Raw genomic sequence first — 21,903 nt, 5'->3', positions numbered from 1 at the left:
ACGCCGAACGGTCAGGCAGTGGCCGGCTTGAAGCTGAGCGCAACGCCGTTGATGCAATGGCGCAGGCCGGTGGGTGCGGGACCGTCATCGAAGACATGGCCGAGATGACCGCCGCAGCGGCGGCAATGGACCTCGGTGCGGGTCATGCCCAGCGAACGGTCCTCGGTCTTGCCGACGGCGTTGGCAATCTCCTGCCAGAAGCTCGGCCAGCCGGTGCCGGACTCGAACTTGGTGTCTGAGGGGTAGACCGGCAGGTCGCAACCGGCGCAGGCGAAAATGCCCTTGCGATGCTCGTTCAGCAGCGGGCTGGTGCCGGGATACTCGGTGCCTTCCTTGCGCAGCACGTTGAAGGCTTCGTCGGACAGGATGGCGTGCCATTCGGTGTCGGTCTTGGTGACCTCGAAGGTTTCGGCAGCCTTAGCGGGCCCGCCCATGCGCAACGTTGCCGCCGCGCCGGCCACGGCAGCGATGGCGGCGCCGCTCAAAAGCAAATCTCGACGGTTCATGACAGAAATCCTCCTGCGGGTTGTTTTGCCAAATTTGGCCGCCACTGGAAAATCAAAAGCCGGTGACGGTTGTCCTGCAAACGAACGCTCCACACCGGCTCCGCGCTGGTTGCGGACGGGATGGAGCGCTCGGTCGTTTGCTCCGCCCACGGGGGCGGGGCCGCGCAATCTGCAGGAGCTTACCGCCTGTTCGTCGGCGGCAGGGGCTTTGTTACATCTTCGGCAGCAGGACCTTGTCGATGACGTGGATGACGCCGTTCGACTGCTCGACATCGGCGATCGTGACATTGGCGACATTGCCGTTCTCGTCGGTCACGGTGACCTTGCCGCCGTCAGCCTTGAGCGACAGCTCGCAGCCGCCGACCGTCTTGACCTTATGGGTGCCGCCATCGGCCTTGGCCATCGCGGCGACATCGGCGCCCATCGCCTTGGCGCCGATGACATGGCAGGTCAGGATCTTGGTGAGCTTGTCCTTGTTCTCGGGCTTGAGCAGCGTCTCGACCGTGCCAGCCGGAAGCGCGGCGAAGGCCTCATTGGTCGGCGCGAAGACGGTGAACGGGCCGGCGCCCTGCAGCGTCTCGATCAGGCCGGCAGCCTTGACGGCGGCGACCAGTGTCGTGTGATCCTTCGAATTGACGGCGTTCTCGACGATGTTCTTGTTGGCGTACATGGCGGCGCCGCCAACCATCGGATTCTCGGCATAGGCGATTGTGGCGAGGGCGGAGACGACAATGGTACCGGCGAGCAAAAGGGTGGCGATTCTACGCATAGTGTTCGAACTCCTCGGGGTTATTGTTTCCTCTTTCGGGAACATGAGGAGATACGAAATAGAACTGCCTGAGTTTCCGCGCGCGGGGAAAAATTTTCTTTATTTTGTCGACGAATTAATCTCCGGAGATCGAACCTCTAATCTCCAGCAGCGTATCCAAAACGAAAACAGCGGAAGATGTACTTCCGCTGTCTTCATTGTCACGTCATGGTTTTACGATTTATCAGATGCCCTTCAGGTCGCCCGCGGCAACGACCGGTCCGGTCGGCTGTCCGGTCGTCGAACCGCCCGTCGGCTCGACGCTGACGGCAAGCACGGCGCCTTGCGCCAGCTTCTGCTGCACTGCCGGGGTAACCGGAATGTGCGTGACCTGGCCGGCGGGAATGACACCCATCGAGACCGGCGCATTCTTGCCTTCGATCATCCACAGTTCGAAGTCCTTGCCGGCGGCGCGTTCGCCCGAAACCAGCGACAGGCCGACATCGCGGCGGGAAGCGTCGTAGACGACGAGGTATTTGACATCGCTGCCTTCGGCAGCCAGCGAGGCGACGAGGCGCTCCTGCGGCACGACGACCGGCGACCTGACGTAGGGCACGGCGACATAGAGCACCAGGGCCGCGAGAGCCGCTGCGGTGAGGCCGCGCCAGAAGCTAAGGCTGGACCACAGGCTGCCGCTCGGGGCCGTCGTCGACGCCGCGGTGGAGGAGAACAGCCGGCGATCGATAGCCGGCTTGATGGTGGCCGGCGGCTCTACCTCAGCATAAGCGGCAGCCATCGGCGAGAGATTCACTTCCCAGGAATCGACGAGACGGGCAAAGCCGGTCTCCGCGTCGATGCGTCCGGAGGCTATCTGGCGCTCATCCGCCGGCAGCACGCCGAGAACGTATTCGGCTGCGAGCAGGTCGTCGCCTCCACGTTCCGGTCCATTTTCTTCTGCCAGGGTCATCTTTCCAGACATTCTCTAAGTTTCAACAGGCTGCGGCGCAGCCATGTCCGCATCGTGTTGAGCGGAACCTTATGACGTTCCGCGAGATCGGCGTAACTTTCGCCGTTCAAATAAGCACCCCGAACGGCTTGCGCCCGGTCTTGTTCCAACTCTTCAAGGCACTGATAGATGCGCTCGGATTCACCGCCCGCAACAACCATAGCCTCTGGCCCCGGACCGGGGTCAGCCACGTCGAGCGCGGCATCGATATCGGCAGCAGGCTTGCGTCGCGACCGGATGCGATCAATCGCATGATTGCGTGCTATGGCCACCAGCCAGGAGATTGGGCTGAGATCAGAAACAGCGAAACGATCCGCCTTCGTCCACACTTTGACAAAGACCTCTTGCAGCGCTTCTTCCGCATCTCCGCGATCCTTCAATACACGAAGGCACACGCCGAAAAGTTTCGCACTGGTTTGCCGGTAAAGCAGATCGAACGCAGTCCGATCCTTCATCGAGGTCCGGACAATCAGGGTGGAGATATCCTGCGGCGTCATACGGACAAGCTAAGCGATCACGATTTATTTGCAAAGGCAGAAATCTTGTTGTCCACGCAAACGATGTCCGCGCCCGATCGCCAGTAATCGCCGGTCGGTGCCAAGGAAATCGGCTGTCGTTAGCCTCCCGCAGAAAGGGGAACAGCAATGTCGGCCGAACAGATGCTGTGGGAGAACGATGCAACCGCCTTGGCGTAGCTGGTGCATAGAGGCGAGATCTCGCCGCCGGACCTTGTCGATGCTGCGATCGCGCGCGCCGAGGCAACCCGATCATTGCGCATCCGCCGCTTGCCTGAGGCGCCATGGACCCGAAGGGGGCCGCGAGCTCATCGAAAACCTGCTCGACAAATTGCATTTGACCCGTCTCTTGGAGATCAGATCCCTGTTTGGGCAATTGATGGACAAGAGCCTGTGGTTCACCACTGGCCGGCGATCCAGAATGGCCTGCCGCTCGACATCCAGGGCGTCGGCCGCCCCGGCGACGAGCGGACGGTTTTGTCGCTCGCCGCGCAGATGGAGAAGATTTCCGGCTGGCTGACGCGGCGGGCGCCGCTCAAGGTGCCGGCCTGATCCGGCAGATTTCATCATCGTGATAGCAAAGCTGTTTGCGGCCTGGGCCAATTCCCGCTAAGACGCCGCCGTCCTTACCCGCATCCAGGGAACCATGCCGATGACGGAGATCACCGCCACCGCCGAAATGCAGGCCGCCCTGCTCTCGCGGGCCCTGCCCTATATGCAGCGCTACGAGCACAAGACGGTGGTGGTGAAATATGGCGGTCATGCAATGGGCGATATCGAGCTCGGCAAGGCTTTCGCCCGTGACATCGCGCTGCTGAAGCAGTCAGGCGTCAACCCGATCGTCGTCCATGGCGGCGGGCCGCAGATCGGCGCCATGCTGGCCAAGATGGGCATCGAATCCAAGTTCGAAGGCGGACTGCGCGTCACGGATCAGAAGACGGTCGAAATCGTCGAGATGGTGCTGGCCGGTTCGATCAACAAGGAGATCGTCGCGCTGATCAACGCCGAGGGCGAATGGGCGATCGGCCTGTGCGGCAAGGACGGCAACATGGTGTTCGCCGAAAAGGCTCGCAAGACCATGATCGACCCGGATTCCAACATCGAGCGTGTGCTCGATCTCGGTTTCGTGGGCGAACCGGTCGAAGTCGACCGCACCCTGCTCGACCTGCTGGCGCGCTCCGAAATGATCCCGGTGCTGGCGCCGGTGGCGCCCGGCCGCGATGGCCATACCTACAACATCAATGCCGACACCTTCGCCGGCGCCATCGCCGGCGCCTGCCAGGCGACGCGCCTTTTGTTCCTAACCGACGTGCCCGGCGTGCTCGACAAGAACAAGAAGCTGATCGACGAGCTGACGGTGGCCGAAGCCAAGGCGCTGATCAAGGACGGCACGGTGTCGGGCGGCATGATCCCCAAAGTCGAGACCTGCATCGAGGCGATCGAGCGCGGCGTCGAAGGCGTCGTCATCCTCAACGGCAAGACGCCGCATGCGGTGCTGCTGGAATTGTTCACCGAACACGGCGCCGGCACGCTAATCGTGCCCTGATCGGCAACTGGCTTGGCGGCCAGTTGGTCGGCTGGCCAGCCCTTAGGCAGGCTGGGGCAGGCGCGCGATGACCTTTATCTCGAAGTCGAAGCCGGCTAACCAGTTGACGCCGACCGCCGTCCAATTGGTGTAGGGCGGTTCACCGAACACCTTCAGCCGAACGGCATCGATCACGGGCCATTGCGTTGCCGGATCGGTGTGGAAGGTGGTCACGTCGACTATATCGTCGAACGTGGCGCCCGCTGCTTTCAGCACTGCCGCGAGATTATCGAAGGCAAGCTGGACCTGCTTTTCGAAGACAGGTTCGGGCGACCCGTCCTCGCGGCTGCCAACCTGGCCCGAGACAAACAAAAGATCGCCTGATCGGATTGCAGCAGAATAGCGATTTATCTCGTAGAGAGCCTGCCGGCCGGCAGGAAAGATCGCGTCACGTTTGGTCATTTTCACTCCATTGTCCGGGGCACTCACATACGTCCCGTATGCATGAGGTGGGTACATACGCCGTGTATGTCAATACGCATACGGTACGTATCTATGAATGGCAGCGAGCCGGTCAGGTGCCGGCCGAGATCGCGACAGCCGCTTCGGCCGGCTTGCGCGACGGGCGCATGACGAGCATGGATTCCTCATCGGCATCCTGCGGAGCGCCCCAGAACTCAGCCAGCGTCGGACCATCCTTGAGGCGGCGGTCGCGGGCCAGGAAACCCCAGACCTCGCGGAACCACACGCGGCGGCCCATTTGGGTGTACCAGCGCATCGAATGGCGCTGTTCGGGATCGGGGTGGAAGAGAATGCGCGCCAGCGCCTTCGGCCGCGACTGCACCGCGACCTCGATCAGCTTGACCGAGAAGAACAGCATCCACGGTTTCAGCCGGGTCATCTGCAGCACCTGGTGCTTGTAGTCCCACAGCCGGGCATCCGTCTGGATCACCTTGCGGTCCTTGGCGATGCGGAAGAACGGCGTCCAGCGGTGCGGCGTGACATAGAGCGCCTGGATCTGGTCGGGGTCGTAGGCAAGCAGCTGGCGAAAGCCGCGCCACAGATCGCGAAAGGTCTCATCCTCGAACCCCGCCACCCAGGTCGCCATGGACAGTATGCCATGCTGGCGGAGCAGCCGGATCGCCTCGCGGTCGGATGAGGTGCTGCCGCCCTTGCGGATCAGTTGAAGCGTCTGCTGGTCGGTGTTTTCCATGCCGAGCAGCCAGCGGATGACGCCGGCCTTGCGATAGAGGTGCAGGATGTCGGCATCGCGCACGATGTCGTCGGCCCGGGTCGAGCCGACGATCAGCACCGGCACGTTCTCGGCGATCAGCGCATCGAGAAAGGCGCGCCAAACCTTCTTCGATACGGTCGGGTTTTCGTCGGCGAGGTTGATCAGTTCGACGCCGTGCTGGCGGTGCAGCCAGGCAATCTCCTGCGCAAATTTTTTGGGGTCGCGGTGCCGCCAGCGGGTCCAGAAACCGCGCTGGCCGCAATAGTTGCACAGATGCGGGCAGCCCCGCGAAAACTGCATGACCACGGCGCGCTTGCCGCCCCAATAGCTGTAGCGGCGGTGATCGATCAGCTCCCAGCTGACGCGGTACTCGTCCAGATTGGCAGTGGTCCCGGCCGGCCGCGTCGCGAAGGGGCGGCCGAGATCGTCGCGATAGGCGATACCCGCGACATCGCCCAGCGGCCGGCGATTGTCCAGTGCCACGACCAGGGCAAGGATGGTTGCCTCGCCCTCGCCGCGCACGATGAAGTCGAAGACATCGCTCGCCGCCAATATGTCGCGCCAGTGATAGGTCGGGAACACGCCGCCATAGATCACCAGCGTCGCCGGCTCGAGCGCCTTGACCATGCGGGCGATCGCGAGCGCGGTGGGATGCGCCGAGGTCGAGCCGGAGTGGCCGATCAGGATGCAATCGGGCTGGCCGCTGAGCGCATCGCGCACCAGAGTTTCCAACGGCATCGGCCCGAATTCGGCATCGACCAGCCGGACTTTATGGCCGGCGTCGATAAGCGGGCCGCCCAGTGCCAGCAGGCCGAGCGGTGGCAGATGGTCATCGGGCACGCGGCTGCCGATGGCGGTGTGCGGCGGATTGATCAGCACGATGTTCATGACGGACCTTTGAGCGACGGTCCGCATGGCGTAGCCGGCGTTTCAGTTTCGCATTTGGGCTCCGTTCAGCAGTTTGCGTGCAGCTTTTCCGCAGAAATGGCGGTGCGTGTCCTACCGCCTGAGGTGGGCGAGCGGCACGTGGCCCGGGCCCTTGATGTTCTGCAGCACCAGCTGGGTGTGAACGTCGCGCACGCCGGCAAGGCGCATCAGGCGGTGCATGACGAAGGCGTTGAGTTCGTCGACCGACGGCACCATGACGTGCAGCAGGAAATCGTGGTCGCCGGTCATCGTCCAGCATGACGACACTTCGTCCATGCGTTGCACGGCGGCGATGAAGGTTTCGGGCGAACCGTCGCTGTGGCTGGTGAGCCGCACCTGGATGAACACCTCGACCATCAGGCCGACGGCGCGGCGGTTGAGCACGGCGGCAAAGCCCTTGATGATGCCGGCCTCCTGCAGCGCCTCGAAGCGGCGGGCGCAAGGCGTCGTCGACAGGCCGATCTCCTGCGCCAGTTCGGACACGGGCTTGCGTCCATCGCGCTGAAGCACATCCAGCATCTTGATCTCGAAATCGTCGAACTGAGGCATTTTCACTCTCTTTCAGCTTCTGCTTGGTGATTTTTACCTCAAATCATGGACCCAAGCCATCATCAAAGCTGAATTGCCTCGCCGGCCGCCGCTAGACTCTGCGGACAGATTCAAGTGTCACGATCAGGGGAGAAGAACCATGACGACGATGAGCGTTGCCGAATATGCCCGTGATTGCGCGGCGCAAGGCCTGCGTGGCGACTATTCAGTGTGCCGTTCCGATTTCACCGTGGCGCAGGGCTATGATTACAGCGCCGACGAACAGGCGGTGTGGCGCACGCTGTGCGACCGGCAGACCAAGCTGACGCAGAAGCTGGCGCACCATTCCTATCTCGATGGCGTCGCCGCACTCGGCCTGCTCGACAAGATCCCGGATTTCGGCGCGGTCTCAGACAGGCTGCGCAAGCTGACCGGCTGGGAAATCGTCGCCGTGCCTGGCCTCATCCCGGCCGCGCCCTTCTTCGACCATCTCGCCAACCGGCGCTTTCCGGTGACCAACTGGCTGCGCACCAAGGACGAGCTCGACTACATCGTCGAACCCGACATGTTCCACGACTTCTTCGGCCATGTGCCCATCCTGACACAGCCGGTGTTTGCCGACTTCATGCAGATGTATGGCGAAAAGGCCGAGAGCGTGATTGCGCTGGGCGGTGACGAGATGATCACCCGGCTCTACTGGTACACCGCCGAATACGGGCTGATACAGGAGGAGGGCCAGAAGCTGAAAGCTTTCGGCGCCGGGCTGATGTCGTCGTTCACCGAATTGCAGTTCGCCGTCGCGAGCCCGGACGCGCACCACGTGCCCTTCGACCTCGAAACGGTAATGCGCACCGGTTACGAGATCGACAAGTTCCAGCGCGCTTATTTCGTGCTGCCGTCCTTCGACGTGCTGCGCGATGCGTTCCGGACCGCCGATTTCAAGGCGATCGTTGCCCGCCGCAAGGGGCAGCCGACCCTGGATCCAGCGACGGTTTAGCAAATCCTGAAGGGTTTGCGCGGCACCTATCCCCACCCTTAATCCTCCCCACAAGGGGGAGGGAGATCTCGTTGGCGCTGATTTCCGAGGGTTTCGACACCAAGGCATGGGTAGCGCCGGCAGCAATCCTGTCGCGCCGTTCGCTTTTTTGACATCAGACGGTAATGACTTCGTCACACCGTGGATGACTTCGTCACACCGTGATTACTTTGGTCAGATGGTCGCCTAGCCGGCAGGCAAGTGCGGTGATTGTCGTCGTCGGGTTGCATTCGCCCGACGTGCAGAACACCGACGAGCCGCCGACATAGAGATTGTCCATGCCGTGCACCTTGCAGTTGGCGTCGACCACGCTCTTGGTGATATCGGTGCCCATGCGCGTGCCGCCCATGTGGTGGTGGCCGGCCAGTTCCTCATCCGTCGGGTAGTCCTCGCCATTGGTCAGCCAGTCCATGATGCGGACGCGGCCGAGGTCCTTCTCGATCAGCGTCGTTCCGAACAGCTTGAGCCCCTCGAGGATGGTGCGGCGCTCCAACGGCGACTTCTTCCAGTGCAGCTCGATGCGCGGCACGCCGGCACGGTCGACATCGGTCTTCGACAATTCGATATGGTTCGAGGCCAGCGGCGCCTGTTCCCAGGCGACGTAGAGCTGGGCGGCGCAGCGCAGGTTCTGGCTGAGCTGGTAGGCGACCCATTCGGCGGCCTCGGGCGCGGTGCAGGCGAGGTCGGCAATCAGGCTCTTGACGCCGGCATAGGGCGTCTCGATCAGGCGTATGCCGAAATTCATGATCTGCAGCCGCTCCATGGCGGCGAGCGTCGGCGAGAAGAACGCCTCGTTGACGGCATCAACCTCGAACTCCCTGTAATCGGCCAGGATGGCATTGCCGCCCTCGAAGGTCGGGTGCTCCATCCAGTAGCGGCCAAGTGCCGTGGCGTTCGGCACCACGCCGCCATTCGAGCGCTGGTTCGACCATAGAAGCAGCCGCGAATTCTCCAGCCCGCCGGCGCAGACGATGAAACAATCGGCGCTGAAGGCGCCGGCATCCTTGCCGTTCGACCACAGCCTGGCGCCGGTCACTCGCTTGCCGTCCCCGGCAAGTTCGGTGGCATAGGTGTTGAGCACGAGCGCTATGTTCTTGCTCTTGTCGAGCTCGTCGGAGAATTTCTCGCCAAAGCGCACGGCCGGGCTCTTGATCAGCTGCACCCAGCGTATGTCGTCTGAAATCGGCACATCGGGCTTGAAGTCGGGAAGCTCGAGTATGTCGTGCACCTCGGACAGATAGGGCTCGATGTCGGTCCGGGCGATTGGCCAGCCGGTGTCCGGCGCCCATGCCTTGGGCTCAAAGTCCTGCTTGTCGAGCACGCGGCACCAGCCGGCCCAGTGGTTCGACGACCCGCCCATGAAGCGCAGCCGGGTGATGTCGAGATCGAAATATTGATCGCCGACCGTGAAGCCGCGGTAGAAATCCTGCGACTCGTCGCTGAATTCGCGTGCGCCGGCCTCCAGCACCACGACCGGAATGCCGGCGGCGCCGAGCTTTCTGGCAATGGTGGTGCCGGCCGGCCCGGAGCCGAGAATGCAGACCTTGGGCTTGAAATCCGAGGCTCGAAACGCCTCATAGCAGTCGAAGATCATGCCAGGTCGCTCCGCTTCAGGATCCAGCCATTGACCACGACGATCTCGTCGGGATCGGCCGGGGGGCGGTCGCTGTCAGGCAGCTTGCGAAAAAGCTGTAGCGCCGGCATCGCAATCAGCGCCTGCACGATGGTGCGGCGCGACATTTTCCTGATGAACAAACTCATGACACGTCTCTGGATGGGGGCTTCGATCCACGCATGGCGTTCCCTGAACGGCACACGTACCGGCCAGACATGCCATTCCCGTGCCAAGCCTTGCCTGTAAACGAGTTACAACCCGGTAAACGGCGCAGTTGCGTGGAAACAATGTTGGCGAACCGTTAACAGCCCCACCACCAACACCTCACGCAGCTTCGGAAATGTCCCGGTCGAGGATCGACAAATTGCGGCCGCGGTGCTTGGCCTCGTAGAGCCGGCGGTCGGCGGCGCGCATCAGGTCCGAGACATCGGCATCTTGCGCACAGGTGATGCCGCCGATCGAGACGGTCAGCGGCACCGTGCGCTCGTCGACCGGACGAAAGCGGACCAGCTCGACTTCACGGCGGATGCGCTCGGCCACGCGCCGGGCTTCGGCTTCCGTAGCGCCGACCAGGAAGGCGCCGAACTCCTCACCGCCAATGCGGCCGAGCACGTCGCCGCTGCGGACGCCGCGCTCGATGGCGCTGGCGATCAACACCAGTGCGTCATCGCCGGTCAGATGGCCGAAACTGTCGTTGATCGCCTTGAAATGGTCGGCGTCGATGATCAGCAGCGCGCCGCGATCGGATTTGCGCCGCGAGCCGTCCAACGCGGCAAAGAAGCTCTCGCGGTTGAGCATGCCGGTCATGTCGTCGCGGCTCGCCTTCGCCGACAGGCGCCGATGCGCGGCGGCGAGCTGGGCATGCGCGCGGGCGAGATCGCGATGCGCGTTTTTCAGTCGGTCGCTCTGCCAGAAGGTGCTGGCGCAGGCGATCCAGGCGAGCGCCAGCGGGCACACCGTCGATGTCAGCCAGACAGTGCGGTCGACCGGAAAACCCATGGCGGGAACGATGATCAGCGTCAGCAAAAGCGAGATGGCTACCGAGCCGAATGCGACCGCGGCGGACTTTAAGACTATGCGACTCATCGCTGGCTCCCACTGAACCGTCTCTGTGCCAGCAAGCCCTGAAGGCCACCTTTCCGTGATGGCTAAAATTTGAATGGTGAGCCCATTTTTTACAACTCTAGATGCACATAGGTTGTGGATAAGCTCTACATCAGAAAGAGGTTCGAACGGCAGATATTTCATGCCATAAGGACGCCATGACCACGCTGCCCGATCCCGCCCGCTTCGCCCATGTCACCGACTGGGTGTTCGACCTCGACAACACGCTTTATCCGCACCATTCGAATCTGTTTTCGCAGATCGACGTCAAGATGACGGCCTATGTCGGAGAACTGCTCACGCTGCCGCGCGAGGAAGCGCGCAAGCTGCAGAAGGAACTCTATCTCGAATATGGCACGACGCTGAACGGGCTGATGACGCGCCACGGCATCGACCCCGACGATTTTCTCGAAAAGGTGCACGACATCGACTATTCGTGGCTGGTGCCGGATCCGGTGCTGGGCACCGCCATCCGCCAGCTGCCCGGCCGCAAGTTCATCTTCACCAATGGCGACCGCAGGCACGCCGAGCGCACCGCGCGCCAGCTCGGCATACTCGACCATTTCGACGACATTTTCGATATCGTCGCCGCCGGGCTGACGCCGAAGCCGTCGCGGCAGACCTATGAGAAGTTTGCCGAACTGCACGCCGTCACCGGACACAATGCGGTGATGTTCGAGGATCTCGCCCGCAACCTGGAGGTGCCGAAATCACTGGGCATGACCACGGTGCTGGTGGTGCCGCGCAATTTCGAGCCGACCTTTGCCGAGATCTGGGAACGCGATCCGGCCAATGAGGACGACGTCGATTTCGTCACCGACGATCTCGCGACGTTTCTGACGGGGATAGTGGAGGGGGTAGAGGAATTGAGGAGCTGAAGAATTGAAGAACTGGTGAAAGGGAGACCGATCCGGACCTCCTTTTCCTCAATTCTTCAGTTCTTCAATTCCCGGTTCTCCTACTCCCCCAACTTGTAGAAGCGGCTGATGATCCCCCAGGCCTCGTCGGCGGTGTCGACAAAGTCGATGATATCCTGGTCGCCGGGCGTGATGGTGCCTTGTTCGGCCAGGAAATCGAGGTCGATCGCGCGCTGCCAGAACGCCTTGCCGAACAGGATCACCGGCACGCGCTCCATGCGGCCGGTCTGGATCAGCGTCAGCGTCTCGAAGAATTCGTCCATGGTGCCGAAGCCGCCCGGAAACACCGCGACGGCCTTGGCGCGCATGACGAAATGCATCTTGCGGATGGCGAAATAGTGGAAGTTGAAGCACAGCTCCGGGGTCACATAGGCGTTCGGCGCCTGCTCGTGCGGCAGGACGATGTTGAGGCCGATCGACGGCGCGCCGACATCGTCGGCGCCGCGATTTCCCGCCTCCATGACGCCTGGACCGCCGCCGGTGACGACGACGAATTCGCGGTAGTAGGACGTGGCCGATTGCTGTGAGCAGAGGCGGGCGAATTTGCGCGCCTCCTCGTAATATTTGCTGTTTTCCTCGAGGTTTTTCTTCTGCGTCTCGTTCTTGGCGGCCCAGGCCTCGCCGCCGGGCTCGGGAATACGCGCGCCGCCGAACAGGATGACCGTCGAGCGGATGCCGCGCTCGGCCAGGATCATTTCGGGCTTCAAGAGCTCAAGCTGCAAGCGCACAGCGCGCAATTCCCGGCGCGTCATGAAGTCGGGATCGTTCCAGGCCAGCCGGTAGGTTTCGGCGCGCGTCTGCGGCGTGTCGGGAACGCTTTTCGAGCGCTCCAGATCCTCGTCCGAATGCGGCAGCGGCGTCCATCCCGCCTTTTCCATAGGAGTCATATGCTTTCTACCCGTCCCAACAGTTCACTTGCGCCGTCCCATGGCGCACGCGCGATTGACCCCCAATACGCCTTAACATAGGGTCCGCGCGACTTTCAAAACAAGGTTAAGGCCGACGGCCTTAACAGCGTGGTAACGGAGCGAATTCATGTCGAAGCCTGATCTGGCCAGCCTCGAAAAGACGATCGAGAAGGCCTTCGAGGAGCGCGACACGATTTCGACCGCGACCCGGGGCGAAACGCGCGACGCCATCCAGTCCTCACTCGACCTGCTCGACCGTGGCACCGTGCGCGTTGCCGAGCGCCAGGCCGATGGCAAATGGCATGTCAACCAATGGCTGAAGAAGGCGGTGCTGCTCTCGTTCCGGCTCTATCCGATGGAGATCATCAAGGGCGGCCCCGGCCAGGCGGTCTGGTGGGACAAGGTGGCGTCGAAGTTCGACGGCTGGAGCGCGGTCGATTTCGAGAAGGCAGGCTTCCGCGCCGTGCCGTCTTCGATCGTGCGCCGCTCGGCCTATGTCGCGCCGGGCGCGGTGCTGATGCCGTCCTTCGTTAATGTCGGCGCCTATGTCGATAGCGGCACCATGGTCGACACCTGGGCCTCGGTCGGCTCCTGCGCCCAGATCGGCAAGAATGTGCACCTCTCGGGCGGCGTAGGCATCGGCGGGGTGCTGGAGCCGATGCAGGCCGGCCCGACCATCATCGAGGACAATTGCTTCATCGGCGCGCGCTCCGAAGTGGTCGAGGGCTGCATCGTGCGCGAAGGCTCGGTGCTCGGAATGGGTGTGTTCATCGGCCAGTCGACCAAGATCGTCGACCGCGCCACCGGCGAAGTGTTTTATGGCGAGGTGCCGCCGAATTCGGTCGTCGTCGCCGGCTCGATGCCGGGCAAGGCCTTTCCGAACAACGAGCCGGGCCCTGGCCTCTACTGCGCCGTCATCGTCAAGCGCGTCGATGCCAAGACCCGGTCGAAAACCTCGATCAACGAACTGCTGCGTGATTGATCCTGTCCGAGCAACCAGAGCGCTCCAGATTGCCCAACACACCACCACTTCCCTGGCTTTTCTTCAGCCTCTCAGGGCGCGTCAGCCCAAGTGCCTACGTGCTCGCCGGGCTGCTGCTGGTGCTTGCACAGTTTTTCCCGCTCTACCAGTTGTCGAGACTGGAACCCGGCACCGCAACCAGCCAGAACTGGGCACTTGTGTTCTGGGTCGTTTTGCTCATCTCGACATGGTCGAGCTTTGCGGTAACCGCAAAGCGGTTTCATGATTTCGGCAAGCCGACTTATTACGCGTTGATCTCTCTTGTCATCGGCCCCATTCTTCTCATCGTTCTAGCGTGTTTCCGGGGTGACCCCGGTCCGAACCGCTACGGCAAACGCAGCAACGCGCCGGCTGAACCATGAGCGCCGACCGGATATCTCGCCATGCGCTACCGCACGCTTGATCCGAAACTGATCATCGACACCGCCGAGCGGCTGGAAGAGCGCGTCGCCGAGCGTTTTCCCGATGCCGGCCTGCGCGGCGTCGCCGCCGAACTGGTGTCGCTGTCGCGCGACCTGGCCAAGGCGGCGCAGGCGCTGGAAGCGCCGATCTGGTGGCTGCGCGGCGCCATCGTCGCCGCTGTTGCCGCCGGCGCGCTGACCTTCCTATTCGTCGGCACCATCCTGCCGCTCATCCATATCTCGCAGGCCGACGATGCGGTGCAGTCGGTGCAAGGCATCGAAGCCACGATCAACATGATGATCCTTGCCGTGCTCGGCCTGCTGGCGCTGATCCGCACCGAGGAGCGCATCAAGCGCAAGCGGGTGTTTCGCCAGCTGCATGGGTTGAGATCGCTGATCCATGTCATCGACATGCACCAGCTGACCAAGGATCCGGCAGCATTGTCCGCCAATTTCAGGCCGACCGCGCATTCGCCGGCTCGCATCACCAATGCCGCCGACCTGGCGCGCTACCTCGACTATTGCTCGGAAATGCTGTCGATCACCGGCAAGATCGCGGCGCTGTTTGCGCAGTCCGTCAATGACGATGTGGTCATCGACGGCGTCAACGACGTCGAGAACCTGGCGTCCAACCTGTCGCGCAAGATCTGGCAGAAGATCACGCTGATCGAGAACCACCCGGCGGCGCAGCCCGTGCCGGCGCCAGGCCCGGCGAGCAAAGCGCCGGCTCCGAGGCGCGCACCAAAGCTGTGACGCGGCGGGCCCACGCGCCTGTTTTCGGGCTATGCGGGCCAAGGCCCGAGGCTCGCGGCAAGTAGACTATCCAGTGACGGCTTCCGGCGTCAGCCCGGGTGAGCCGCGCGTTTCCCGCTCGGCCTGCCGCACCAGCGCGGTGACCCGCTTCAGCAGAGGCGCCGGCGTGCCGGCCTTTTCGGCGAGGCTCAGGACGGCCCCCTGCAGGTCACCGATCTCGGTCGGCCGACCGCGCTGGAGGTCGTCCCACATCGACGAGCGCGCCTGCGGGTCGATGGCGAGCATGCGGCGGGCGACCAGCCGGAACAGCCAGTCCGGCAGCCGGAGCAGCTTCGGCAGCAGGCCGGGACGCAAGCCGCCGATCCGCGCCGGCGCGATATGTAACGCCTTCATCGCCGCCAAGGCCTCGTCGATCTGACCGGCCAGGATCCGCCGCCAGCGGCGGTCGGCAAGTTCGCTCGCCAGCGGCAGGCCGGACAAGGCGACAAGCGCGTTGTTGAGGTTGATCAGCAGCTTGCCCCACTGAACGGCTTTCATGTCGGGATGGGTTTCCACGCCAAGCCCTTCGACATCGAGAAGGCCGGCAAGGCCGGTCACGCCATCTTCGATCATGACCTTGCCGTTGCTGGCGCGATGCACGTGAAGCGGCAAATTGCCTATGGCCGACTGGACGACATTGAACGGCACCATGCCGGCGAGCACAGTCCGTCCACCGAGCCCGGCGCGTAACCGGTCGGCATTGCCGACGCCGTTCTGGAGGCTGACCACCACGACTTCGCCGCGCGCATGTCCGGCAACAAGCGACGCCATCTCCTCGGTAGCGCCGTTCTTGACCGTCACCAGCACCACGTCGGCACTGGCCAGGGCAGCGGCGGGATCAGTGGTGACGGACTCCGGCCGGATGGATCGGTCGCGATTATCGAGATCGGTGATGCGCAGGCCGCCGTCCAGCAAGACCGTCGCGATGCTTGGCCGCGCCAAAAACACCACCTTGCGTCCGGCCAGCGCCAGGCAGCCGCCGACATAGCAGCCTATGCTGCCGGCGCCGGCAATGACGATGATCTTTTCGGCGTTGGCCATGCGATTATCTCGTGTTGGCCTGCACTATACGACAGGAAAACCATAATGTCGGCGGCAGGACCGGTCATCATCTCTGGCCGTGACAGGCCTTTCGCTTTCGACTATCGCTTTGCCCATGAAACTGCCGACCGATCCCGCCGCCAACCTCGCGACCCTCATACGCTGCGCCTCCGTAACGCCCGCCGAGGGCGGCGCGCTGGCTGCCCTGGAAGGCATGCTGAAGCCGCTCGGCTTTTCCGTCGAACGCCCGGTGTTTTCCGAAGACGGCACCCCCGACATCGAGAACCTCTACGCGCGTCGCTCCGGCAATGGGCCGCATCTGATGTTTGCCGGCCATACCGACGTGGTGCCGGCGGGCGACGAGGCGTCGTGGACGCATCCGCCCTTCGCCGCCGAGATCGCCAAGGGCGAGATGTATGGCCGCGGCGCCGTCGACATGAAGGGCGGCATCGCCTGTTTCATCGCCGCCGTGGCGCGCCATGTCGAGAAAAAGGGTGGTCCGAAAGGCTCGGTCTCGCTGCTGATTACCGGCGACGAGGAGGGGCCGGCGATCAACGGGACGACAAAACTGCTCGACTGGGCGGCGGCCAGGGGCGAGAGATGGGACGCCGCGATCGTTGGCGAGCCGACCAATCCGGACACGCTCGGCGACATGATCAAGATCGGCCGGCGTGGCTCGATGTCGGGCAGTGTCACGGTCAACGGCCGCCAGGGCCATGTCGCCTATCCATTGCTCGCCGACAATCCGGTGCGCGGCCTGATCAGCCTGGTCGACGCCTTGCTGTCGCCCGTCTTCGACAAGGGCACGAAGGATTTTCAGCCGACCAATCTGGAAGTGACCTCGATCGATGTCGGCAACCCGGCGACCAATGTTATTCCGGCCAAGGCGACAGCCACCTTCAACATCCGCTTCAACGACACATGGACTGCCGAGACGGTGCAGGCCGAGATCCATAACCGCCTCGACCAGGCGGCGAAGCGCAAGAAATACCGGACCGGCAAGACGCCGGTCGACTACGAGCTGATCTGGCGCGACCGGCCGAGCCATGTCTTCCTGACGCGCGACGACAAGCTGATCGAGACGCTGCGCGGGTCGATCAAGGCGACAGTCGGCAAGGAGCCGGCGCTGTCCACCTCGGGCGGAACCTCGGATGCGCGTTTCATCAAGGACTATTGCCCGGTGGTCGAGTTCGGCCTCGTCGGCAAGACCATGCACATGGTCGACGAGCGCGTCGCACTGGCCGACCTCGAGACGCTGACCCAAATCTACCAGCGCTTCATCGATGACTGGTTCGAGCAGGGCTGATCATGCTTTCGGTTGATGAGACCTCTTCATCGCTTAACGGCGCCTGGCGGCTGATGCTCGGAAAGGCCGACGGCTTGCGGCTGCTCGACCTTTCGGCGGACGGCTTCTGGAATTCCTTCTTCGCCATCGTCGTCGCCGCGCCGGCGATGATCGTCGGCTGGGTCGGCACGGCCAACGAGATCGGCGATCCCAATGCGTTCGCCGGCCGGCTGGGCATGTTGATTCGCCTGGCGACCGTCGACCTCGGCTCGTGGCTGCTGCCCCTGGTTGTGCTTGCCCTGGTCGCATCGCGCGCCGGCATCGGCGACCGCTTCGTCCACTATGTCGTCGCCAGCAACTGGGCGTCGGCGATCACTGCCTGGATGCTGCTGCCTTCAGCGCTGATCAGGCTTTTCCTGCCGTCTGGCAACCCGGTTGCCGAATTGGTGTGGCTGGTTCTGGTGGTGCTGTCGCTGGTACTCTCCTGGCGGATGACCAACGCCGCGATCGGCAAGGGCGCGGCTGTCGGCAGCGCCGTGTTCGCAGGCATGTTGGTGGTGTCTCTGGCCGTCTTGTTCGGCCTGGTGGCGCTGCTCGGCATCACTGTGCCGACCGCCGCTCCGGCTTAGAACTTTTCCGGATAGTCTACACCGACGAGAAAAAGCCCGTCGGGCGGCGCCACCTGGCCGCAGGCGGCGCGGTCTTGCGCCGCGAGCGCTGCCTTGAGGTCGGCGGCGGTCCAGCCGCCGTCGCCGACGCGTTTCAGCGAACCGACCATGGAGCGCACCTGGTTGTGCAGGAAAGAGCGCGCCGAGGCCCTGACTTCGATCAGGTCGCCCTGGCGGCTTACATCGAGCCGCTCCAGCGTCCGCACCGGACTGTTGGCTTGGCATTGCGTCGAGCGGAAGGTGGTAAAGTCATGTCGGCCGAGCAGGACTTTCGCCGCTTCGTGCATGGCGTCCGCATCGAGCCGCTTCGGCACCCACCAGACCTTGCCCTTTTCCATCGCTGCAGGCGCGCGCCGGTTGAGGATGCGGTAGAGATAGTGCCGTCCGGTGGCCGAGAAACGGGCGTCGAACTCATTGGGGACAACCGTGGCCTGCAGGATGGCGATGCGCGCGCCTGCCGCCTGCAGGTGCGCGTTGACGGCGTCGCGCACCTTGTCGTTTGGCCATGCCTTGGCGAGGTCGACATGCGCCACCTGGGCGGTCGCATGCACGCCGGCGTCGGTGCGGCCGGCGGCGCGTATCCGCACCGCCTCACCGCAAAATTTCTCGATCGCCTGCTCTATCGCCTGCTGCACCGAAGGCTGATCCGCCTGGTGTTGCCAGCCGGCGAAGAGGCTGCCGTCATATTCGATATCGAGACGAAAACGCGGCATACACCCTTCGTTCAGGCGGCGAGTGCGGTAAAGGCCTGGGCGTAGACCAGTTTGCCTTTTTCGGGTGCGTCACCCCAGGCCAGCGCCTGCAGCGCTTCGCCCTGATATTCGCTCTCGAACTCTTCGGCCCGCGCATGATTGTAGCCGAAGCGGCCGTAATAGGCCGGATCGCCCAACACAACGGCGAGCGTCTCGCCGGCATCCCTGAGGCGGATATGCGCCTCGCGGATCAGCGCACCGCCAATGCCCGAGCCGTGGAACGAAGGTTCCACCGCCAACGGCGCCAGCGCCACGGCTGCAAACTGCTTGCCGCCGTTCCTAACGAACAGCCTGGAAAACAGGATGTGGCCGACCACCTGGCCGTCTTCTTCCGCCACCAGTTCGACAACGGCGTCGCCGCCGGTGACCAGAGCGTCGACCAGCCCGGCCTCCGCCTGCTGGCCGAATGCGTGTTCCTCGACCAGGCGTATGGCCTCGCGGTCCCGCGGCGTCGCGCCGCGTATCGACATCATGCTCATGAGAACTTCATTCCTTTTTCGATCTTGGCCCCGCGCAGAAACTCCTTCGCGGCAGCAGGCTTTCCGCCCGCCCGTTGAACTTCGACCAGCCTGACCGCGCCCGACCCGCAGGCGACCGTCAGCCGGTCATCGAGAATTCCTCCCGACTCGCCCATGCTTTCAGAAAGCGTACCTTCAGAAAGCGTCGAGCGAAGCAGTTTCAGCCGTTCCGTGCGGCCGCCGATGTCGGCCTCGCACCAGGCGCCGGGGAATGGCGACAGCCCGCGAATGTGATTGTGGACCTCCGCAGCCGGGCGCGTCCAGTCCACACGTGTCTCCGACTTATCGATTTTCCTGGCGTAGGTCACCCCGTCAGCCGCCTGCAAAGTCGATGCCAGGGTATTTGTCTCCAATCGGGACAGCGCTTCCACCATCAGCGTGGCAGCAATATTCATCAAGCGGTCGTGCAGATCGCCGGCCGTCATATCGGGCTCTATGGCGCATTTTTCAACCAGTGCCACCGGACCGGTGTCCAGGCCCTCTTCCATGCGCATCACCATCATGCCGGTCTCGACGTCGCCGGCCATAATGGCGCGCTGGATGGGAGCTGCACCACGCCAACGCGGCAAAAGCGAGGCGTGGCCGTTGAGGCAGCCGAGGCGCGGAGCCTCCAGAATAGCCTTCGGCAACAGCAAACCATACGCGACGACGACCGCGACATCGGCACGCAACGCCTGGAAAGCAGCTTGCTCGGCCTCGCCCTTCAGCGACAGCGACGTGCGCACTTCGATGCCCAGCCGCTCAGCCTCGCGCTGCACCGGCGACGGTGTCAGCTCCAGCCCGCGGCGGCCCGCGGCGCGCGGCGGCTGGGTGTAGACGGCTGCTATCTCGTGCCCGGCCTCGGCAATCGCGCGCAGCACCGGCACCGAAAACTCCGGCGTGCCCATGAAGATGACGCGAAGCGGCATCTTCCCTATCCCACCAGCTTGCCCGGCGCCTTGTCCTTGGCGAGCTTCTTGAACTTCTTGACCACCATGTCGCGCTTCAGCTTCGAGATGTGGTCGATGAACAGCACACCGTTGAGATGGTCGATCTCGTGCTGCAGGCAGGTCGCCATCAGGCCTTCGGCCTCGATCTCCTGCAGCTTGCCGTCGCGGTCGAGATATTTCACGCGCACCGAGGCGGGACGCTCGACCTCGGCGTAATAGTCCGGGATCGACAGGCAGCCTTCCTCGTAGACGGAGCGAGCGTCGGCGCTTTCGAGGATTTCGGGATTGATGAAGACATGCGGCGCCGGCGGCTCGTCTTCCTTGGCGAGGTCGATGACCAGCATGCGCAGCGGCTCGCCAATCTGGATTGCGGCCAAGCCGATGCCCGGCGCATCATACATCGTCGCCAGCATGTCGTCGGTCAGTTTGCGCAAAGGCGCGTCGACGCGTTCGACCGGTTTGGAAACCTGGCGCAGGATAGGATCGGGAAGGATGATGAGCGGCTTGATCGACATGGCGCCTCACCTAAAACGTCGCAGGAGAAGCGTCAACCGGTGCGAATCGGTCTCGTTCACGTTTTGATCTGTGCCAGGTCTGCGAATTGGCTATGCTGGCGGGATGAACGACCTGAGCACCATCCTTTCCGAACCCGTTGCCCGGCTTGGCGCGACGACGATCACGCTCGGCCATGCACTGGCCATCGGCGCGCTGGTGTTTCTCGGCCTGTTCCTGGCGCTTGTCGTGGCGCTGTGGCGATCGGCCAAGGCGCGCACCATCGCCGCGGCGGAAGCCGCCGACCACGCCCGCGACGCCGAGGCGCGGATGGCCGGCATTTTGCAAAGCCAGGCCGAGATGCAGGGCCGCATGGGCGCCATCGCCGACGTGTTCGGCGCAAGGCAGGCCGAACTCAACCAGTCGATCGGCCAGTGCCTCGACGCCATGACCGGCCGACTCGGCCAAACCATGACCGAACAGACCAAATCGACGCAAGAGAGCCTCGCCAAACTGCAGGAACGGCTGGCGGTCATCGACACCGCGCAAGGCAACATTCAGTCGCTGGCCGGCCAGGTCGTGCAATTGCAGGCGATCCTGTCCAACAAGCAGACGCGCGGCGCCTTCGGCCAGTCGCGCATGGAGGCGATCGTCGCCGACGGCCTTCCGATGGGCGCCTACGAGTTCCAGGCAACGCTGTCAAACGGCAGCCGTCCCGACTGCCTGGTCAGGATGCCGAACGGTGCGCCGCAGCTTGCCATCGACGCCAAGTTTCCGCTGGAAGCCTGGAACGCCATCCGCGCCGCCGATGGCGCCGAACAACAGAAGATCGCGGCCCAGGCTTTCCGCCGCGACATCGAAATTCACGTCCGCGATATCTCGGAAAAATACCTGATCCAGGGCGAGACGCAGGACACCGCCTTCATGTTCGTGCCGTCCGAATCGGTGTTCGCCGAAATCCACGAGAATTTCGACGCCGTGGTCCAGAAGGCGCACCGGGCGCGTGTCATCATCGTCTCGCCGTCGCTTTTGATGCTGTCGATCCAGGTCATCCAGGCCATCCTCAAGGACGCCCGCATGCGCGAACAGGCGCATCTGATCCAGGGCGAGGTGATCCGGCTGATGGAGGACGTCGCGCGCGTCGACGAACGCGTGCGCCGGTTGCAGACGCATTTTGGCCAGTCGGCCAAGGATATCGACGAGATACTGGTGTCGACGTCGAAGGTGACCAAGCGCGGCCAAAAGATCGAAGCGCTGGAGTTTGGCGAAAACGAAGCCGAAGTGCGCGGTGGCGGACCCGCCAAGGCCGAAGCCGGGGTGCGGGTGGCGGATTCCAAGACGGGGCAGCTCAGGCTACGTGTCGTCGAAGGCGACGATTAAAGTGCGTCGCGCTGAAACGGATTCATACGACGCGCTTTAAGTCTTTGTTTTGATG

General features: G+C 63.3%; 26 protein-coding genes. 10 read left to right on the top strand and 16 right to left on the bottom strand.

Annotated features, from left to right (window positions below):
- Window positions 1–11: 11 nt before the first annotated feature.
- The 4 genes from msrB to AC3EMP_RS04740 all read right to left on the bottom strand — a co-directional run bounded on the left by msrB (window position 12) and on the right by AC3EMP_RS04740 (window position 2,757).
- On the bottom strand, window positions 12–506 hold the full coding sequence (msrB, locus tag AC3EMP_RS04755) for a peptide-methionine (R)-S-oxide reductase MsrB (protein WP_352710578.1): 495 nt from the start codon (window positions 504–506) through the stop codon (window positions 12–14).
- A gap of 211 nt (window positions 507–717) precedes the next feature.
- Window positions 718–1,275: a fasciclin domain-containing protein gene (locus AC3EMP_RS04750; RefSeq protein WP_352710576.1), complete on the bottom strand. Its 558-nt coding sequence runs from the start codon at window positions 1,273–1,275 to the stop codon at window positions 718–720.
- A gap of 223 nt (window positions 1,276–1,498) precedes the next feature.
- Window positions 1,499–2,221 (bottom strand): anti-sigma factor, encoded by a 723-nt coding sequence (locus AC3EMP_RS04745; protein WP_023673235.1) that lies wholly within the window; start codon window positions 2,219–2,221, stop codon window positions 1,499–1,501.
- Window positions 2,218–2,757, bottom strand: a complete 540-nt coding sequence (locus AC3EMP_RS04740) for a sigma-70 family RNA polymerase sigma factor (RefSeq protein ID WP_352710575.1) — start codon at window positions 2,755–2,757, stop codon at window positions 2,218–2,220. Before AC3EMP_RS04740 ends, AC3EMP_RS04745 begins: the two co-directional genes overlap by 4 nt.
- A gap of 411 nt (window positions 2,758–3,168) precedes the next feature.
- On the opposite strand from AC3EMP_RS04740, the gene AC3EMP_RS04735 reads away from it, so the two are divergent.
- Both AC3EMP_RS04735 and argB read left to right on the top strand, forming a co-directional pair.
- Complete coding sequence (locus AC3EMP_RS04735) at window positions 3,169–3,327, top strand: hypothetical protein (protein ID WP_023821731.1); 159 nt, start codon at window positions 3,169–3,171, stop codon at window positions 3,325–3,327.
- Between the two features lie 100 nt (window positions 3,328–3,427).
- Window positions 3,428–4,321 carry an acetylglutamate kinase gene (gene argB / locus AC3EMP_RS04730; RefSeq protein ID WP_013528489.1) on the top strand — a complete coding sequence of 298 codons (894 nt, stop codon included), beginning with the start codon at window positions 3,428–3,430 and terminating at the stop codon, window positions 4,319–4,321.
- A gap of 42 nt (window positions 4,322–4,363) precedes the next feature.
- Here argB and AC3EMP_RS04725 read toward each other — a convergent pair whose 3' ends face one another.
- From AC3EMP_RS04725 to AC3EMP_RS04715, 3 genes are all read right to left on the bottom strand, one after another.
- On the bottom strand, window positions 4,364–4,762 hold the full coding sequence (locus AC3EMP_RS04725; protein WP_023687463.1) for a RidA family protein: 399 nt from the start codon (window positions 4,760–4,762) through the stop codon (window positions 4,364–4,366).
- A 112-nt stretch (window positions 4,763–4,874) separates the two neighbouring features.
- A complete protein-coding gene (gene bchE, locus AC3EMP_RS04720; RefSeq protein WP_023744897.1) occupies window positions 4,875–6,422 on the bottom strand; it encodes a magnesium-protoporphyrin IX monomethyl ester anaerobic oxidative cyclase in 1,548 nt (515 codons plus the stop codon).
- A gap of 111 nt (window positions 6,423–6,533) precedes the next feature.
- Entirely contained in the window at window positions 6,534–7,010 is a 477-nt protein-coding gene (locus AC3EMP_RS04715) for an Lrp/AsnC family transcriptional regulator (RefSeq protein ID WP_023687465.1), read from the bottom strand.
- A 139-nt stretch (window positions 7,011–7,149) separates the two neighbouring features.
- Between AC3EMP_RS04715 and phhA the strand changes: the two genes are divergently transcribed.
- Complete coding sequence (phhA, locus tag AC3EMP_RS04710; protein WP_023687466.1) at window positions 7,150–7,986, top strand: phenylalanine 4-monooxygenase; 837 nt, start codon at window positions 7,150–7,152, stop codon at window positions 7,984–7,986.
- Window positions 7,987–8,179: 193 nt separating this feature from the next.
- Here phhA and AC3EMP_RS04705 read toward each other — a convergent pair whose 3' ends face one another.
- From AC3EMP_RS04705 to AC3EMP_RS04695, 3 genes are all read right to left on the bottom strand, one after another.
- Entirely contained in the window at window positions 8,180–9,619 is a 1,440-nt protein-coding gene (locus tag AC3EMP_RS04705) for a GMC oxidoreductase (protein WP_023819247.1), read from the bottom strand.
- Window positions 9,616–9,786, bottom strand: a complete 171-nt coding sequence (locus tag AC3EMP_RS04700) for a hypothetical protein (RefSeq protein WP_023819248.1) — start codon at window positions 9,784–9,786, stop codon at window positions 9,616–9,618. Before AC3EMP_RS04700 ends, AC3EMP_RS04705 begins: the two co-directional genes overlap by 4 nt.
- Window positions 9,787–9,964: 178 nt before the next feature.
- Window positions 9,965–10,726, bottom strand: a complete 762-nt coding sequence (locus AC3EMP_RS04695; RefSeq protein ID WP_023681345.1) for a GGDEF domain-containing protein — start codon at window positions 10,724–10,726, stop codon at window positions 9,965–9,967.
- Window positions 10,727–10,902: 176 nt separating this feature from the next.
- On the opposite strand from AC3EMP_RS04695, the gene AC3EMP_RS04690 reads away from it, so the two are divergent.
- The gene (locus AC3EMP_RS04690) at window positions 10,903–11,622 is read left to right on the top strand and encodes a pyrimidine 5'-nucleotidase (RefSeq protein WP_023687469.1); all 720 of its coding nucleotides are present in this window, start codon (window positions 10,903–10,905) and stop codon (window positions 11,620–11,622) included.
- A gap of 80 nt (window positions 11,623–11,702) precedes the next feature.
- Here the strand turns inward: AC3EMP_RS04690 and AC3EMP_RS04685 are convergent, their stop codons facing one another.
- Complete coding sequence (locus AC3EMP_RS04685) at window positions 11,703–12,548, bottom strand: LOG family protein (protein WP_023681343.1); 846 nt, start codon at window positions 12,546–12,548, stop codon at window positions 11,703–11,705.
- Window positions 12,549–12,696: 148 nt separating this feature from the next.
- On the opposite strand from AC3EMP_RS04685, the gene dapD reads away from it, so the two are divergent.
- The 3 genes from dapD to AC3EMP_RS04670 are packed head-to-tail and all read left to right on the top strand — an operon-like array spanning window position 12,697 to window position 14,744.
- On the top strand, window positions 12,697–13,551 hold the full coding sequence (gene dapD / locus AC3EMP_RS04680; protein WP_023673222.1) for a 2,3,4,5-tetrahydropyridine-2,6-dicarboxylate N-succinyltransferase: 855 nt from the start codon (window positions 12,697–12,699) through the stop codon (window positions 13,549–13,551).
- Window positions 13,548–13,952, top strand: a complete 405-nt coding sequence (locus tag AC3EMP_RS04675) for a DUF805 domain-containing protein (protein WP_084013651.1) — start codon at window positions 13,548–13,550, stop codon at window positions 13,950–13,952. Before dapD ends, AC3EMP_RS04675 begins: the two co-directional genes overlap by 4 nt.
- Before the next feature lie 21 nt (window positions 13,953–13,973).
- On the top strand, window positions 13,974–14,744 hold the full coding sequence (locus tag AC3EMP_RS04670; RefSeq protein WP_023703796.1) for a hypothetical protein: 771 nt from the start codon (window positions 13,974–13,976) through the stop codon (window positions 14,742–14,744).
- Between the two features lie 66 nt (window positions 14,745–14,810).
- Here the strand turns inward: AC3EMP_RS04670 and AC3EMP_RS04665 are convergent, their stop codons facing one another.
- Window positions 14,811–15,824, bottom strand: a complete 1,014-nt coding sequence (locus tag AC3EMP_RS04665) for a 2-dehydropantoate 2-reductase (RefSeq protein ID WP_023819251.1) — start codon at window positions 15,822–15,824, stop codon at window positions 14,811–14,813.
- A gap of 115 nt (window positions 15,825–15,939) precedes the next feature.
- Between AC3EMP_RS04665 and dapE the strand changes: the two genes are divergently transcribed.
- Window positions 15,940–17,130, top strand: coding sequence for a succinyl-diaminopimelate desuccinylase (gene dapE / locus AC3EMP_RS04660; protein ID WP_023673218.1), 1,191 nt, complete (start codon window positions 15,940–15,942; stop codon window positions 17,128–17,130).
- Window positions 17,131–17,132: 2 nt separating this feature from the next.
- Window positions 17,133–17,738, top strand: a complete 606-nt coding sequence (locus AC3EMP_RS04655; protein ID WP_023673217.1) for a hypothetical protein — start codon at window positions 17,133–17,135, stop codon at window positions 17,736–17,738.
- Here the strand turns inward: AC3EMP_RS04655 and truA are convergent.
- Genes truA through def form a run of 4 tightly spaced genes read right to left on the bottom strand, consistent with a single transcriptional unit; the run spans window position 17,735 to window position 20,491 of the window.
- A complete protein-coding gene (gene truA / locus AC3EMP_RS04650; protein WP_023681338.1) occupies window positions 17,735–18,490 on the bottom strand; it encodes a tRNA pseudouridine(38-40) synthase TruA in 756 nt (251 codons plus the stop codon). The two genes, AC3EMP_RS04655 and truA, sit on opposite strands and share 4 nt — an antisense overlap.
- A gap of 11 nt (window positions 18,491–18,501) precedes the next feature.
- A complete protein-coding gene (locus AC3EMP_RS04645) occupies window positions 18,502–19,008 on the bottom strand; it encodes a GNAT family N-acetyltransferase (protein WP_352710571.1) in 507 nt (168 codons plus the stop codon).
- Entirely contained in the window at window positions 19,005–19,955 is a 951-nt protein-coding gene (gene fmt, locus AC3EMP_RS04640; protein WP_352710569.1) for a methionyl-tRNA formyltransferase, read from the bottom strand. The genes AC3EMP_RS04645 and fmt overlap by 4 nt, the downstream gene beginning before the upstream one ends.
- A gap of 5 nt (window positions 19,956–19,960) precedes the next feature.
- Window positions 19,961–20,491 carry a peptide deformylase gene (def, locus tag AC3EMP_RS04635; protein WP_023732764.1) on the bottom strand — a complete coding sequence of 177 codons (531 nt, stop codon included), beginning with the start codon at window positions 20,489–20,491 and terminating at the stop codon, window positions 19,961–19,963.
- 103 nt (window positions 20,492–20,594) lie between these two features.
- On the opposite strand from def, the gene AC3EMP_RS04630 reads away from it, so the two are divergent.
- The gene (locus tag AC3EMP_RS04630; RefSeq protein WP_352710566.1) at window positions 20,595–21,848 is read left to right on the top strand and encodes a DNA recombination protein RmuC; all 1,254 of its coding nucleotides are present in this window, start codon (window positions 20,595–20,597) and stop codon (window positions 21,846–21,848) included.
- The last annotated feature ends 55 nt before the right edge of the window (window positions 21,849–21,903 follow it).

Source organism: Mesorhizobium sp. P160219 (assembly GCF_057786095.1).
The sequence above is the reverse complement of the archived record's forward strand: the minus strand, read 5'-3'. Positions and strand labels throughout refer to the sequence as shown.

Coding starts and splice junctions, on each gene's coding strand:
- AC3EMP_RS04715 (WP_023687465.1), bottom strand. CDS start 7,010: ATGCCTCAGTTCGACGATTTCGAGATCAAGATGCTGGATGTGCTTCAG.
- AC3EMP_RS04645 (WP_352710571.1), bottom strand. CDS start 19,008: ATGAGCATGATGTCGATACGCGGCGCGACGCCGCGGGACCGCGAGGCC.
- AC3EMP_RS04690 (WP_023687469.1), top strand. CDS start 10,903: ATGACCACGCTGCCCGATCCCGCCCGCTTCGCCCATGTCACCGACTGG.
- AC3EMP_RS04745 (WP_023673235.1), bottom strand. CDS start 2,221: ATGACCCTGGCAGAAGAAAATGGACCGGAACGTGGAGGCGACGACCTG.
- truA (WP_023681338.1), bottom strand. CDS start 18,490: ATGCCGCGTTTTCGTCTCGATATCGAATATGACGGCAGCCTCTTCGCC.
- dapE (WP_023673218.1), top strand. CDS start 15,940: ATGAAACTGCCGACCGATCCCGCCGCCAACCTCGCGACCCTCATACGC.
- AC3EMP_RS04685 (WP_023681343.1), bottom strand. CDS start 12,548: ATGACTCCTATGGAAAAGGCGGGATGGACGCCGCTGCCGCATTCGGAC.
- def (WP_023732764.1), bottom strand. CDS start 20,491: ATGTCGATCAAGCCGCTCATCATCCTTCCCGATCCTATCCTGCGCCAG.
- AC3EMP_RS04655 (WP_023673217.1), top strand. CDS start 17,133: ATGCTTTCGGTTGATGAGACCTCTTCATCGCTTAACGGCGCCTGGCGG.
- argB (WP_013528489.1), top strand. CDS start 3,428: ATGACGGAGATCACCGCCACCGCCGAAATGCAGGCCGCCCTGCTCTCG.
- AC3EMP_RS04725 (WP_023687463.1), bottom strand. CDS start 4,762: ATGACCAAACGTGACGCGATCTTTCCTGCCGGCCGGCAGGCTCTCTAC.
- AC3EMP_RS04695 (WP_023681345.1), bottom strand. CDS start 10,726: ATGAGTCGCATAGTCTTAAAGTCCGCCGCGGTCGCATTCGGCTCGGTA.
- phhA (WP_023687466.1), top strand. CDS start 7,150: ATGACGACGATGAGCGTTGCCGAATATGCCCGTGATTGCGCGGCGCAA.
- AC3EMP_RS04665 (WP_023819251.1), bottom strand. CDS start 15,824: ATGGCCAACGCCGAAAAGATCATCGTCATTGCCGGCGCCGGCAGCATA.
- dapD (WP_023673222.1), top strand. CDS start 12,697: ATGTCGAAGCCTGATCTGGCCAGCCTCGAAAAGACGATCGAGAAGGCC.
- AC3EMP_RS04740 (WP_352710575.1), bottom strand. CDS start 2,757: ATGACGCCGCAGGATATCTCCACCCTGATTGTCCGGACCTCGATGAAG.
- AC3EMP_RS04750 (WP_352710576.1), bottom strand. CDS start 1,275: ATGCGTAGAATCGCCACCCTTTTGCTCGCCGGTACCATTGTCGTCTCC.
- AC3EMP_RS04705 (WP_023819247.1), bottom strand. CDS start 9,619: ATGATCTTCGACTGCTATGAGGCGTTTCGAGCCTCGGATTTCAAGCCC.
- AC3EMP_RS04700 (WP_023819248.1), bottom strand. CDS start 9,786: ATGAGTTTGTTCATCAGGAAAATGTCGCGCCGCACCATCGTGCAGGCG.
- AC3EMP_RS04670 (WP_023703796.1), top strand. CDS start 13,974: ATGCGCTACCGCACGCTTGATCCGAAACTGATCATCGACACCGCCGAG.
- AC3EMP_RS04630 (WP_352710566.1), top strand. CDS start 20,595: ATGAACGACCTGAGCACCATCCTTTCCGAACCCGTTGCCCGGCTTGGC.
- msrB (WP_352710578.1), bottom strand. CDS start 506: ATGAACCGTCGAGATTTGCTTTTGAGCGGCGCCGCCATCGCTGCCGTG.
- fmt (WP_352710569.1), bottom strand. CDS start 19,955: ATGCCGCTTCGCGTCATCTTCATGGGCACGCCGGAGTTTTCGGTGCCG.
- bchE (WP_023744897.1), bottom strand. CDS start 6,422: ATGAACATCGTGCTGATCAATCCGCCGCACACCGCCATCGGCAGCCGC.